Genomic DNA, 13,557 nt, shown 5'->3' on the forward strand with positions numbered 1-13,557 from the left:
AGTGTGCGCATAACAAAAACCAGGGAACCCCCCACATGAAAACGCCCCATGTTTCACACCAACGGCCCGAGGACGAAAATCTCGGGGTCGGCGCGAATATGGCTTACGGCCTGCAACATGTTCTGACCATGTACGGCGGTATCGTTGCGGTGCCACTGATCATCGGCCAGGCGGCCGGGCTGTCGCCGGCGGACATTGGTTTGTTGATTGCTGCTTCATTGTTTGCGGGGGGGCTGGCGACACTGCTGCAAACCCTGGGTCTACCGTTTTTTGGCTGTCAGTTGCCGCTGGTGCAGGGCGTGTCGTTCTCGGGTGTGGCGACCATGGTCGCGATCGTCAGCAGTGGCGGGGAGGGCGGCTTCCAGTCGGTGCTCGGCGCGGTGATTGCCGCGTCGTTGATCGGCTTGCTGATCACTCCAGTGTTCTCGCGAATCACCAAGTTCTTCCCGCCGCTGGTGACCGGCATCGTGATCACCACCATCGGCCTGACGCTGATGCCAGTGGCCGCGCGCTGGGCCATGGGCGGCAACAGCCACGCGCCGGACTTCGGCAGCATGCAGAACATCGGTCTGGCGGCGGTGACGCTGGTGCTGGTGCTGCTGCTGAGCAAGGTCGGCAGCTCGACCATCTCGCGCCTGTCGATCCTGTTGGCCATGGTGATCGGCACGATTCTGGCGGTGTTCCTCGGCATGGCCGATTTCTCTGGTGTCGCTCAAGGGCCGATGTTCGGCTTCCCGACGCCGTTCCACTTCGGCATGCCGACCTTCCACTTCGCCGCGATTCTGTCGATGTGCATCGTGGTCATGGTGACGTTGGTGGAAACCTCGGCGGACATTCTGGCGGTCGGTGAGATCATCGGCACCAAAGTCGATTCCAAACGTCTGGGCAACGGTCTGCGCGCTGACATGCTGTCGAGCATGTTTGCGCCGATCTTCGGTTCGTTCACCCAGAGCGCCTTCGCGCAGAACGTCGGGCTGGTGGCGGTGACCGGGATCAAGAGCCGTTATGTGGTGGCCACCGGCGGTATCTTCCTGGTGATTCTCGGCTTGCTGCCATTCATGGGCCGGGTGATCGCTGCGGTGCCGACCTCGGTGCTGGGCGGCGCCGGTATCGTGCTGTTCGGTACGGTGGCGGCGAGCGGGATTCGCACGCTGTCGAAGGTCGATTACCGCAATAACGTCAACCTGATCATCGTTGCAACCTCGATCGGCTTCGGCATGATCCCGATTGCCGCGCCGAACTTCTACGATCATTTCCCGAGCTGGTTCGCGACCATTTTCCACTCGGGCATCAGCTCGTCGGCGATCATGGCGATTGTGCTGAACCTGACCTTCAACCACTTCACTGCCGGCAACTCGGACCAGCAGTCGGTGTTTGCCGCTGCAGAAGAGCGCACCCTGCGTTATCGCGATCTGGCGGCGCTGCGTGAAGGCGATTACTTCAGTGACGGCAAGCTGCATGATTGCGATGGCAAGGAAGTGCCGGTGATCGAGCCTGATGAGCACGATCATGGGCACGGCGCGCCGAAGCCCCAGGTGAAGAGCAGCGAGCACGTCTGATCGCTGACTGGATGAAAAAGGCCGAACTACAGTTCGGCCTTTTTATTTGAAGATCAAAAGATCGCAGCCTTCGGCAGCTCCTACAGGGGAACGCATTCCAAATGTAGGAGCTGCCGAAGGCTGCGATCCTTTGATCTTTTGATCTTTTGATCTTTTGACTTTTCGAACGCCCACAAAAAAGCCCCTGAATCTTTCAATTCAGGGGCTTTGCTATTTGGCTCCACAACCTGGACTCGAACCAGGGACCCAATGATTAACAGTCATTTGCTCTACCAACTGAGCTATTGCGGAATTGGTGCGTATGTTACTGATTCAAAAAGAGAAGTCAAGCGTCGGGTGTAAAGTTTCTGCTGTCAGCAGGACGGACGGTGATTTGTCAGTGATTGGCGATTACCAGAACCGCCCCACAGGTCTACCATGGCTGCCCGGAAGTGGTCACACGCGCTGCCGGCCATTCGCCGAAAAGGTACGCGCCATGAAGCCTGCAATCCGCAACAACGAGGTGCTCGCATGAGCATCGCGCAAATCAGTCTGCCCAAGGGCGTTGGACCCCACGCCGAGAAACTCTTCGACGCAATCACTCAGGCCGGCACGGCTGAGGAACTCAATCGCGCTGGCGGTAAAGCCGAAGGTTTCGTGCTCGGCCTGGAAAGCACCAAGGCGATCAAAAGCCAGATCGCCGAATCGCTCTACGTCGCCTATGACGATGCCGCGAGTCAGCGCGCGAGCGAACTGGCTTAACTGCCGAAGGTAATCGTTCCGAGCAGCAATTTGGCGTACGCTGCGGTGGCCGCCAGTTGCACCAGCCACAGGGCGAGACCGCCGAGAAACACCCCGGCGGCGACTTGCAGCACCAGGTTTTTTTCGCGTTTTGCCGTAGTGCGCGGAATGAAATCATCCAGGTCGTCATGGTCGGCGCGCAGGTTGTCGTTTTTCATTTGGGTTCTCACAGAATTCTTGGATAAACACAAAACTCTGTAGGCCTTCGCCTGCTCGCGATAGCGTCTTGTCAGCCGAAGCATCATTGCTTGACCCACCGCTATCGCGAGCAGGCTCACTCCTACAGGTTGATTTGTGTGCAGTCTAGAGGGTGTGGACATCATTCCGGGACAAATAAAAAACGGGAAGCCCCAAGGCTTCCCGTTTTTCATTGCCAGGCGAAATCAGATGACCTGAACGATCGCATCCGTTACCGCTTTGATGTTGCTCTGGTTCAGCGCAGCCACGCAGATGCGGCCGGTGTCCAGGGCGTAAATGCCGAACTCGTTGCGCAGGCGGTGCACCTGTTCGGTGGTCAGGCCGGAGTAGGAGAACATGCCGCGCTGACGACCGACGAAGCTGAAGTCACGCTGCGGGGCTTTTTCGGCCAGCAGGTCCACCATCTGCTCGCGCATGCCGCGAATGCGCAGGCGCATTTCTGCCAGTTCCGCTTCCCACTGGGCGCGCAGTTCCGGGCTGTTCAGGACAGCGGCGACGATGCTTGCACCGTGAGTCGGCGGGTTGGAGTAGTTGGTGCGGATCACACGCTTGACCTGCGACAGCACGCGCGCACTTTCTTCTTTCGATTCGCTGACGATCGACAGGGCGCCCACGCGCTCGCCGTACAGCGAGAACGACTTGGAGAACGAACTCGAAACGAAGAAAGTCAGGCCCGATTCAGCGAACAGACGCACGGCTGCGGCGTCTTCGTCGATGCCGTCGCCGAAACCCTGGTAAGCCATGTCGAGGAACGGCACGTGACCTTTGGCCTTGACCACGTCCAGCACGTTTTTCCAATCGGCCGGGGTCAGGTCGACGCCGGTCGGGTTGTGGCAGCAGGCGTGCAGCACAACGATCGAGCCGTTCGGCAGAGCGTTGAGGTCGTCGAGCATGCCGGCACGGTTCACGTCGTGGGTGGCGGCGTCGTAGTAACGGTAGTTCTGCACCGGGAAACCGGCGGTTTCGAACAGCGCGCGGTGGTTTTCCCAGCTCGGGTCGCTGATCGCCACGACGGCGTTCGGCAGCAGTTGCTTGAGGAAGTCGGCACCGATTTTCAGTGCGCCGGTACCGCCGACGGCCTGAGTGGTGACGATGCGACCGGCAGCGATCAGCGGCGAGTCGTTACCGAACAGCAGCTTTTGCACCGCCTGGTCGTAGGCCGCGATGCCGTCGATCGGCAGGTAGCCACGGGAAGCGTGCTGAGCAGCGCGAATGGTTTCGGCTTCGATCACCGCGCGCAGCAGGGGAATTCGCCCCTCTTCGTTGCAGTAAACACCTACACCCAGGTTGACCTTGGTGGTCCGGGTATCGGCGTTGAATGCTTCGTTGAGGCCCAGGATTGGATCGCGGGGTGCCATTTCGACAGCGGAGAACAGGCTCATTATTACGGCGGCTCTGAATGGAGAGTGGAGGGACGTGTCGCGCTCCAGCCGAATGCACTAGAGCGGTGCACAAACGGGGAGCTAGTATAGAGGCCATCACCGAGCAATGGCGACAGGCGATTCAGCTTTTCAAGCAAGTTTTTCCGATTATTTCTTGACCGTTAGTCGATTGACTCTGTCAGAGACTTTACCGGATGTAGGACGTTTGCCTTGAAAGGCGAGGCAATCGGCTCCACATTGAGCACAATCTTCGTTTTTCCTTGGGCGACAACGGTCGTTTGCGGTCATCCCCGCGGCTCGGCTGTTTTCTGCGCGAGCCGCGATCCCAGAGGTGTGTATGTCCGAATTCCAGCTAGTCACCCGCTTCGAGCCCGCCGGCGATCAGCCAGAAGCGATCCGCCAATTGGTCGAGGGCATCGAAGCCGGGCTGGCGCACCAGACGCTGCTCGGTGTGACCGGCTCGGGCAAGACCTTCAGCATCGCCAATGTCATCTCGCAGGTACAGCGCCCGACGCTGGTGCTGGCGCCGAACAAGACCCTCGCCGCGCAACTGTATGGCGAGTTCAAGGCGTTCTTCCCGAACAACGCGGTCGAGTATTTCGTTTCCTATTACGACTACTACCAGCCCGAAGCCTATGTGCCGTCGTCCGACACCTTCATCGAGAAGGACGCGTCGATCAACGATCACATCGAGCAGATGCGCCTGTCCGCGACCAAAGCGTTGCTCGAACGCAAGGACGCGATCATCGTCACCACGGTGTCGTGCATCTACGGTCTCGGTAGCCCGGAAACCTATTTGAAGATGGTGCTGCACGTCGATCGCGGCGACAAACTCGATCAGCGCGCCTTGCTGCGGCGTCTGGCCGACCTGCAGTACACCCGCAACGACATGGATTTTGCCCGCGCGACCTTCCGGGTACGCGGCGATGTGATCGACATCTATCCGGCGGAATCCGATCTGGAAGCGATCCGCATTGAGCTGTTCGATGACGAAGTCGAAAGCATTTCCGCGTTCGACCCGCTGACCGGCGAAGTCATCCGCAAAATGCCGCGCTTCACCTTCTACCCGAAGAGCCACTACGTGACACCGCGCGAGACCCTGCTCGACGCGATCGAACACATCAAAGTCGAATTGCAGGAGCGCCTCGAATACCTGCGCAGCAATAACAAACTGGTGGAAGCCCAGCGCCTGGAGCAGCGCACCCGTTTCGACCTGGAGATGATCCTCGAACTGGGTTATTGCAACGGGATCGAAAACTACTCGCGCTACCTGTCCGGACGTCCGGCCGGTGCCGCGCCGCCGACGCTGTATGACTATCTGCCAGCCGACGCCTTGCTGGTGATCGACGAATCCCACGTCAGCGTGCCGCAAGTCGGCGCGATGTATAAGGGCGACCGTTCGCGTAAAGAAACCCTGGTCGAATACGGCTTCCGCCTGCCGTCGGCGCTGGACAACCGGCCGATGCGCTTTGACGAGTGGGAAGGGGTCAGCCCGCAGACCATTTTCGTCTCGGCGACGCCGGGCAACTACGAGGCCGAGCATGCCGGGCGCGTGGTCGAGCAAGTGGTGCGTCCGACCGGTCTGGTCGACCCGCAAGTCGAGGTGCGTCCGGCGCTGACCCAGGTTGACGACTTGCTCTCGGAAATCACCAAGCGCGTGGCGGTCGAGGAGCGGGTGCTGGTCACCACGCTGACCAAGCGCATGGCCGAAGACCTCACCGATTACCTCGCCGACCACGGCGTGCGCGTGCGTTACTTGCACTCGGACATCGACACCGTCGAACGGGTCGAGATCATCCGCGACCTGCGTCTGGGCACCTTCGATGTGCTGGTGGGGATCAACCTGCTGCGTGAAGGTCTGGACATGCCGGAAGTGTCGCTGGTGGCGATTCTCGACGCGGACAAGGAAGGCTTTCTGCGTTCCGAGCGCTCGCTGATCCAGACCATCGGCCGGGCCGCGCGGAACCTCAATGGCCGGGCGATTCTCTACGCCGACCGCATCACCGGCTCGATGGAACGGGCGATTGGCGAGACCGAGCGTCGTCGCGACAAGCAGATCGCCTTCAACCTGGAAAACGGCATCACCCCGAAAGGCGTGTTCAAGGACGTCGCCGACATCATGGAAGGCGCCACCGTGCCCGGTTCGCGCAGCAAGAAGCGTAAGGGCATGGCCAAGGCTGCCGAAGAGAACGCCAAGTACGAAGCCGAACTGCGTTCGCCAAGCGAAATCACCAAACGAATCCGGGCGCTGGAAGAGAAGATGTATCAGCTGGCGCGGGATCTGGAGTTCGAAGCGGCGGCGCAGATGCGCGATGAGATTGCCAAGTTGCGTGAGCGGCTTTTGGCGGTTTGATTTTTATCGCCCGGCCGGGCCCCATCGCTGGCAAGCCAGCTCCCACAGAGATTGATGGCGTACACAAAATTTGTGAGCACCATAGAAACCTGTGGGAGCTGGCTTGCCAGCGATGGGGCCGGTACAGACACCACAAAAATCAGTGAGACTCCCCAGCCTTCAGCCCTTGAGGCAATTTTTTGGTCAACAAGATCGCCAGCATGCTGACCCCCAGTGCAATCCCGACAAAATGAAACGCATCGTTGTAGGCCATGATCAGCGCCTGCTGATGCACGATCTCACTCAACTTGCCGAGTGCCGCCGTGTCACTGCCAAAGCGGTCGGTCATCGACGCCAGCCGCTCGGCTACCTGCGGATTGGTCGGCACCACCGCTTCACGCAAATAATCGAAGTAAGTCTTGGTCCGAGCATCCAATAGCGTGGCGAGCAGGGCGATGCCGATCGCGCCGCCGAGGTTGCGCAGGATGTTGAACAGGCTCGACGCCGACCCCGCGTCCTGCGGCAGGATGTATGCGGTGGCGATCAGCGAAATGGTCACCATGATCAGCGGCTGACCCAGCGCCCGGATGATCTGGATCTGATTGAACTGCGGCCCGGCGAAATCCGGGTTGAGCACCCCCGACGAAAAACTCGCCAGCCCGAACAGCCCGAAGCCCAGGGTGCACAGCCACTTCGGCGAGACGAATTTCATCAGCTTCGGCACCAGCGGAATCAGGAACAGCTGCGGCACGCCCATCCACATGATCACTTCGCCGATCTGCAGGGCGTTGTAGTTCTGGATCTGCGCCAGGTACAGCGGCAGCAGATAAATCGAGCCATACAGCCCGACGCCCATGCCGAGGCTGGAAATGCTCGACAAACCGAAGTTGCGATTGCGCAGGATGCCGAGATTGATCAGCGGGTTGGGTTTGGAAATCTGCACGATGACGAAGGTGATCAGGCTGAGCAGGGCAATGCTGCCCAAGGTCACGATCAGGTTCGATTCGAGCCAGTCCTTGCGATGGCCTTCTTCAAGAAACACCTGCAGGCAACCGAGGCCGACACCGAGGGTGAGAATCCCGGTGTAGTCGGTGCTTTTCAGCAGTTCCCAGTGCGCTTCCTTTTTTTCCAGACCGTACATCAGCCCGGCAATCATGATCAGGCCCGGCGGAATGTTGATGTAGAAGATGTATTCCCAGCCCCAGTTTTCCGTGAGCCAGCCGCCAAGGGTCGGGCCGATGGACGGGGCGAAGGTCGCGGTCATGGCGAACATCGCCATACCTTTGGCGCGGTGGTGTTCGGGGAGTTTGATCAGGGTCAGGGTGAACGCCAGCGGAATCAGCGCGCCGCCGGTGAAGCCCTGCATGGCGCGAAAGACGATCATGCTTTCGAGGCTCCAGGCCATCGAACACAGCAAGGACGAAATCAGAAAACCCAGGGAAACCCACACCGCCAGCCGACGCGCCGAGAGCAGCTGCACCAGCCATGCGGTCAGCGGGATCATGATGATTTCCGCGACCAGATACGACGTGGAAATCCACGAGCCTTCTTCCAGCGTCGCCGACAGCGCGCCCTGAATGTCCTTGAGTGAAGAGTTGGTGATCTGGATATCGAGCACCGCCATGAAGGCGCCGAGCATCACGCTCATCACCGCGATCCAGTCCCGCCGGGTCGGTTCGCCGACCGGGCGGATCAGCGAATCACCGGCCATTGTCTGGGGCGTCTTTGATGTTCACGGTGGCGGTGACCGACATGCCTGGGCGAATCTTGCCGTGCAGCGGGTTGTCGGCATTGAAGGTGAGTTTCACCGGAATCCGCTGCACGACTTTGGTGAAGTTGCCGGTGGCGTTGTCCGGCGGCAGCAGGCTGAACTGTGCGCCCGAGGCGGCGAACAGGCTGTCGACCCGCGCTTCGATCGGCGTGTCGCTGTAGGCATCGAAGGTCAGCTCGGCTTTCTGTCCGGGCTGCATGTGGCCGATCTGGGTTTCCTTGAAGTTGGCCTGCACCCAGATGTCTTCGTCCGGGACGATCGACAGCAGATAGGCGCCGGCCTGCACTACCTGACCATTGCGCGCGGCACGCTGGCCGACCAGGCCGCTGATCGGTGCGTGGACCTCGCTGCGAGTCAGGTTGAGTTCGGCTTGCGCCAGATCGGCGCGGGCGTTGGCGATCTGTGCGTCGAGGCGTTTGATCTCGGCGGTCAGTGCGTTGACTTGCTGGCGCTGGCTCTGTGCATCGGCTTGGGCCTTGGCCACTTGCGAGCGGGCGATATGGGCGTCGGCGGAGAGGGTGGTCACCCGTTCTTCGGAAACGTAACCGGGTTTGCGCAGGGTTTCAGCTCGCGACAAGTCCATCTGCGAACGGCCAAGGGTGGCTTGGGTGGTAGCCACTTGGGCGTCGCTGGCGGCGATCAGGCTTGATTGCTGAGTCAATTTGCTTTGTGCCTGCAAACGCTCGGCTTCGCGGGTGGCGAGGGCGGCATTGGCGCGGTCGACGGCCAAGCGGAAATCATTGGGTTCAAGGCGCACCAGCAACTGGCCTTTTTCCACGTGCTGGTTGTCCTGCACCAGCACTTCGTCGATGCGCGCGCTCAACTGGCTGGAGACGCGGGTGATCTCGCCCTGGACATAGGCGTTATCGGTGCTTTCATAAAAGCGCCCCTTGAAAAACCAGTGGGCGAAGAAGCCCCCGGCAATCAACAGAACCAGGAGCAGGAAAATAAACAGGCGACGCTTGAGTTGGGCAGGCATGGGCAAACTGTAGTCGAGGAATTGTAAGGAAAGTTATCTGCGGCTGAATCTGGCATACCGCCGATAAACGGTAAATGCCAATGGCTGATATTCGGCCCGCCACCACGGTCTATGGGCGTTCCAGCCGCAAACTTGGCTTAAATGCCCTGCCCGCTGGAGCGGGGCGGGTGTCGCCTGTTACCATTCGCCGCTTGATTGTTTTGCTTTTCATTCTTTTCGAGACATGCCATGACCACCGTCCGCACTCGCATCGCGCCATCGCCTACCGGGGACCCCCACGTAGGTACCGCTTACATCGCATTGTTCAACTACTGCTTTGCCAAGCAGCATGGCGGTGAGTTCATCCTGCGCATCGAAGACACCGATCAGTTGCGTTCGACCCGCGAGTCGGAACAGCAGATCTTCGACGCCCTGCGCTGGCTGGGTATCGACTGGAGCGAAGGCCCGGACGTCGGCGGCCCGCACGGCCCGTACCGGCAGAGCGAGCGTGGCGATATCTATCAGAAGTATTGCCAGCAACTGGTCGACATGGGCCACGCGTTCCCGTGCTTCTGCACCGCTGAAGAGCTGGATCAGATGCGCGCCGAGCAGATGGCGCGCGGCGAAACCCCGCGTTATGACGGCCGCGCACTGTTGCTGTCGAAGGAAGAGGTCGCCGCTCGTCTGGCCGCCGGCGAACCGCACGTGATCCGCATGAAAGTGCCGACCGAAGGCGTCTGCGTGGTGCCGGACATGCTGCGTGGCGATGTCGAGATCCCGTGGGATCGCATGGATATGCAAGTGCTGATGAAGACCGACGGCCTGCCGACGTACTTCCTCGCCAACGTGGTCGACGACCACCTGATGGGCATCACCCACGTGCTGCGCGGTGAAGAATGGCTGCCATCGGCGCCGAAACTGATTCTGCTGTACGAATACTTCGGCTGGGAACAACCGGAGCTGTGCTACATGCCGCTGCTGCGTAACCCGGACAAGAGCAAGCTGTCCAAGCGCAAGAACCCGACCTCGGTGACCTTCTACGAGCGCATGGGCTTCATGCCTGAAGCGATGCTCAACTACCTCGGTCGCATGGGCTGGTCGATGCCGGACGAGCGCGAGAAGTTCTCGCTGCAGGAAATGGTCGACAACTTCGACCTCAAGCGTGTGTCCCTCGGCGGGCCGATCTTCGACATCGAGAAACTGTCGTGGCTCAACGGCCAGTGGTTGCGAGATCTGCCGGTGGAAGAATTCGCCGCGCGGGTGCAGAAGTGGGCGTTCAATTCCGAATACATGATGAAGATCGCGCCGCTGGTGCAGGGCCGCGTTGAAACCTTCAGCCAGGTTGCACCGCTGGGCGGCTTCTTCTTTGCCGGTGGCGTAAACCCGGATGCCAAGCTGTTCGAATCGAAAAAACTGTCGGGCGATCAGGTGCGTCAGCTGATGCAATTGATCCTGTGGAAGCTGGAAAGCCTGCGTCAGTGGGAGAAGGACAGCATCACTGCGACGATTCAGGCGGTGGTCGAATCCCTTGAGCTGAAGCTGCGCGATGCGATGCCATTGATGTTTGCCGCGATCACCGGGCAGGCGAGTTCGGTGTCGGTGCTCGATGCGATGGAAATCCTCGGTCCGGACCTGACTCGTTTCCGTCTGCGCCAGGCGATCGACCTGCTGGGCGGCGTGTCGAAGAAAGAAAACAAAGAGTGGGAAAAGCTGCTGGGCGCTATCGCCTAAGCACTTGCAGCTTTGTGTAGGAGCTGCCGAAGGCTGCGATCTTTTGCTCTTGCTTCTAAAGACCAACGGCAAAAGACCGCAGTCTGCGCCAGCTCCTGCAGGTCGGCGGTGTGCGTAAACCTCCCGGATTTTCGGGGGGAGGGCGGTAAGTGATTGTTATGCCGACAAAAAATTTTGAAATTTTTCAAAAATAAGTTTGACAGGCTTTCGATACGCCCTTAAGATTCGCCCCGTCCTCAGCGATGACATCAACGATGAGGGGCTATAGCTCAGCTGGGAGAGCGCTTGCATGGCATGCAAGAGGTCGACGGTTCGATCCCGTCTAGCTCCACCAATTTACACTTCGCAGCCTGGCCACACCGGCTTCGAAGCGATCAACACTCAGCGTTGATCAGTTGTATAGAAGGGTTTGCGTCCCCTTCGTCTAGTGGCCTAGGACACCGCCCTTTCACGGCGGTAACAGGGGTTCGAGTCCCCTAGGGGACGCCAGTTTTACAGAAGTGATGTTGCAAGATGTCACTCCGCCGCGAGGCGAAAAATCCGGGGCTATAGCTCAGCTGGGAGAGCGCCTGCATGGCATGCAGGAGGTCAGCGGTTCGATCCCGCTTAGCTCCACCAATTTTACAGTTCAAGGTCTGGCCACACCGACCTTGGATCAGATCAGATCTCAGCGCTGATCAGCTGTATAGAAGGGTTTGTGTCCCCTTCGTCTAGTGGCCTAGGACACCGCCCTTTCACGGCGGTAACAGGGGTTCGAGTCCCCTAGGGGACGCCACGATTACCCGCTCTGCGGGATTTATAAGGGTCATTCAATTATTGAATGGCCCTTTTGTTTGTCTGGCGTTTGGCCAATTCTCCTTTTTCTTACACTGTGCTTCAGACCAGCGGTCATATCCTCGACTTGCGGAATATTATTATGCGAATAATATTCTAGTCGTAATATTCGGAGGCAACGATGAACGATAAAAAAGCTCAAACCCGCGAACGCATCCTCAAGGCTGCCAGCGCCGCACTGATGCAGCGTGGCCCGGCGGATCCCAGCGTGGGCGAAGTGATGGGCGCCGCCGGCCTTACCGTCGGTGGTTTTTACGCACACTTCGAAAGCAAGGACGCGATGATGCTCGAGGCGTTCAAGCAACTGCTCGGTCGTCGACGCGATCTGATTGCCGACATGGACTCTGAGCTGACCGGTGAAGAGCGTCGCGCCCTGGTTGCTGCGTTCTATCTGTCGCGCAAACACCGTGATTCCAGCGACGCCGCATGTCCGATTCCGGCTTCCATTGGCGAATTGGGGCGTCTGCCGGAATCCTTCCGCATCGCGCTGAACGAACACCTGGAGCTGATGATCGCGCAATTGGCGTCCAGCCCCGAGGACACCGACAAAGCGTTGGCCGATGTAGCGTTGATGGTGGGTGGTCTGGCGCTGGCAAGAGCGCTGGGCCCGGGCGATTTATCCGATCGATTGCTGCGCGCCGCCAAGTCGGCGGTGCGTTGACCTGAAGGCAACACGCCTGAGGAGAGAGCGATGAACACGTTGAAGTGGATTCGTGGCGTTAATGGCACCTTGGGCTGGATTGCACCAAAGCAGGTAGCGAGCAAAATGCGCACAGCGTTCATGACGCCGCGCGCGCTGCCGCTGCGAGATTGGGAGTTGCCATTGCTGGCGAGTTCCGAGCGGATTACCTTGCGTTTTGGCTTGTCGGCGCTGCGTTGGGGGCAGGGACCTGCGGTGCTGCTCATGCACGGCTGGGAAGGCCGACCCACGCAGTTTGCGGCGTTGATCACGGCGCTGGTCGAGGCCGGTTACACCGTCGTAGCCCTCGATGGTCCGGCCCATGGTCGTTCGCCGGGGCGTGAAGCCAACGTCGTACTGTTCGCCCGCGCCATGCTCGAAGCGGCCGCCGAATTGCCTCCTCTTCAAGCCGTCATCGGCCACTCCATGGGCGGCGCCAGTGCCATGCTCGCGGTGCAACTGGGCCTGCGCACCGAAACCCTGGTCAGCATTGCAGCCCCTGCACGAATTCTCGGCGTACTGCGCGGTTTTGCCCGCTATGTCGGCATGCCACCGCGGGCGCGCTCGGCGTTCATCCGCCAGGTCGAGCAGGACGTCGGCATGCGCGCCGCGACCCTTGATGTCGCGCACTATCAGCTGGATATGCCGGGCCTGATCGTGCATGCCGAGGACGATACCTTCGTCTCGGTCAAGGAATCGCAATTGATTCACGAGTCATGGTTCGACAGCCGTCTGCTGCGCCTGGAAAGCGGCGGCCACCAGCGCGTGCTGGCCGACCCTCGGGTGGTTGATGGCGTGTTATCACTGTTGGCGGGGCGCAGCCTTCAGGCGCGGCAATCGGCCTGACATCCGTTACACTGCCCCGGTTGAATAATCTGACCGGGAGTGGGGCATGGGCTGGGATCGGGCAACGCCGTTCACCATTGATCTGCAAGTAGGCGCCGAGGACATCGACGGGCTGGGCCACGCGAACAACGCGGTGTACGTGACCTGGCTCGAACGCTGCGCCTGGCGCCACTCGCAGCGTCTGGGACTGGATCTGGTCGAGTACCGGCGTCTGGATCGGGCGATGGCCGTGGTGCGTCACGAAATCGATTATCTGGCGGCGGCCTACGAAGGTGATGAGCTGCAACTGGCGACCTGGATCGTCGATTGGGACCAGCGCCTGAAAATGACCCGGCACTTCCAACTGATCCGCCCGAGCGACAACGCCACCCTGCTGCGTGCCCAGACCACCTTCGTCTGCATCGAACTGTCCAGCGGCAAGCCCAAGCGCATGCCGGCGGAGTTCATCGAGGGTTACGGCCCGGCGATCCTGTCCCTGGCCTGACCC

Annotated in this window: 11 protein-coding genes and 5 tRNA genes; 11 read left to right on the forward strand and 5 right to left on the reverse strand. The window is 60.0% G+C overall.

The window, feature by feature from the left end; genetic code table 11:
• Positions 1 to 35 precede the first annotated feature (35 nt).
• Positions 36 to 1,559 (forward strand): nucleobase:cation symporter-2 family protein, encoded by a 1,524-nt coding sequence (locus ACU680_RS17240; RefSeq protein ID WP_007969565.1) that lies wholly within the window; start codon positions 36 to 38, stop codon positions 1,557 to 1,559.
• A 215-nt stretch (positions 1,560 to 1,774) separates the two neighbouring features.
• Here the strand turns inward: ACU680_RS17240 and ACU680_RS17245 are convergent.
• A tRNA-Asn gene (locus tag ACU680_RS17245) sits at positions 1,775 to 1,850 on the reverse strand.
• 219 nt (positions 1,851 to 2,069) lie between these two features.
• Here ACU680_RS17245 and ACU680_RS17250 point away from each other — a divergent pair.
• Positions 2,070 to 2,300 carry a hypothetical protein gene (locus ACU680_RS17250; RefSeq protein ID WP_007969215.1) on the forward strand — a complete coding sequence of 77 codons (231 nt, stop codon included), beginning with the start codon at positions 2,070 to 2,072 and terminating at the stop codon, positions 2,298 to 2,300.
• Here the strand turns inward: ACU680_RS17250 and ACU680_RS17255 are convergent.
• Both ACU680_RS17255 and ACU680_RS17260 read right to left on the reverse strand, forming a co-directional pair.
• The gene (locus ACU680_RS17255) at positions 2,297 to 2,497 is read right to left on the reverse strand and encodes a hypothetical protein (protein ID WP_448180068.1); all 201 of its coding nucleotides are present in this window, start codon (positions 2,495 to 2,497) and stop codon (positions 2,297 to 2,299) included. The genes ACU680_RS17250 and ACU680_RS17255 overlap by 4 nt on opposite strands.
• Before the next feature lie 225 nt (positions 2,498 to 2,722).
• Complete coding sequence (locus ACU680_RS17260; RefSeq protein ID WP_367085157.1) at positions 2,723 to 3,919, reverse strand: amino acid aminotransferase; 1,197 nt, start codon at positions 3,917 to 3,919, stop codon at positions 2,723 to 2,725.
• 337 nt (positions 3,920 to 4,256) lie between these two features.
• Between ACU680_RS17260 and uvrB the strand changes: the two genes are divergently transcribed.
• Positions 4,257 to 6,272 (forward strand): excinuclease ABC subunit UvrB, encoded by a 2,016-nt coding sequence (gene uvrB, locus ACU680_RS17265; protein WP_007969222.1) that lies wholly within the window; start codon positions 4,257 to 4,259, stop codon positions 6,270 to 6,272.
• Between the two features lie 139 nt (positions 6,273 to 6,411).
• On the opposite strand, the gene ACU680_RS17270 is transcribed toward uvrB, so the two are convergent.
• A complete protein-coding gene (locus tag ACU680_RS17270; RefSeq protein ID WP_491723763.1) occupies positions 6,412 to 7,962 on the reverse strand; it encodes an MDR family MFS transporter in 1,551 nt (516 codons plus the stop codon).
• Entirely contained in the window at positions 7,952 to 9,001 is a 1,050-nt protein-coding gene (locus ACU680_RS17275; RefSeq protein ID WP_448180069.1) for an HlyD family secretion protein, read from the reverse strand. Before ACU680_RS17275 ends, ACU680_RS17270 begins: the two co-directional genes overlap by 11 nt.
• Before the next feature lie 228 nt (positions 9,002 to 9,229).
• Here ACU680_RS17275 and gltX point away from each other — a divergent pair, with 228 nt between their 5' ends.
• From gltX to ACU680_RS17315, 8 genes are all read left to right on the forward strand, one after another.
• Complete coding sequence (gltX, locus tag ACU680_RS17280; RefSeq protein WP_003226448.1) at positions 9,230 to 10,711, forward strand: glutamate--tRNA ligase; 1,482 nt, start codon at positions 9,230 to 9,232, stop codon at positions 10,709 to 10,711.
• Positions 10,712 to 10,969: 258 nt separating this feature from the next.
• Positions 10,970 to 11,045 (forward strand) — tRNA-Ala (locus tag ACU680_RS17285).
• Positions 11,046 to 11,124: 79 nt separating this feature from the next.
• Positions 11,125 to 11,200 (forward strand) — tRNA-Glu (locus ACU680_RS17290).
• Positions 11,201 to 11,253: 53 nt separating this feature from the next.
• A tRNA-Ala gene (locus tag ACU680_RS17295) sits at positions 11,254 to 11,329 on the forward strand.
• An 81-nt stretch (positions 11,330 to 11,410) separates the two neighbouring features.
• Positions 11,411 to 11,486, forward strand: a tRNA-Glu gene (locus ACU680_RS17300).
• A gap of 180 nt (positions 11,487 to 11,666) precedes the next feature.
• Positions 11,667 to 12,206, forward strand: a complete 540-nt coding sequence (locus tag ACU680_RS17305; RefSeq protein ID WP_400761439.1) for a TetR/AcrR family transcriptional regulator — start codon at positions 11,667 to 11,669, stop codon at positions 12,204 to 12,206.
• Positions 12,207 to 12,236: 30 nt separating this feature from the next.
• On the forward strand, positions 12,237 to 13,070 hold the full coding sequence (locus tag ACU680_RS17310; RefSeq protein ID WP_448180070.1) for an alpha/beta fold hydrolase: 834 nt from the start codon (positions 12,237 to 12,239) through the stop codon (positions 13,068 to 13,070).
• Between the two features lie 46 nt (positions 13,071 to 13,116).
• The gene (locus tag ACU680_RS17315) at positions 13,117 to 13,554 is read left to right on the forward strand and encodes an acyl-CoA thioesterase (protein WP_097088660.1); all 438 of its coding nucleotides are present in this window, start codon (positions 13,117 to 13,119) and stop codon (positions 13,552 to 13,554) included.
• Positions 13,555 to 13,557: the final 3 nt, after the last annotated feature.

The organism is Pseudomonas sp. LF020 (assembly GCF_053456425.1).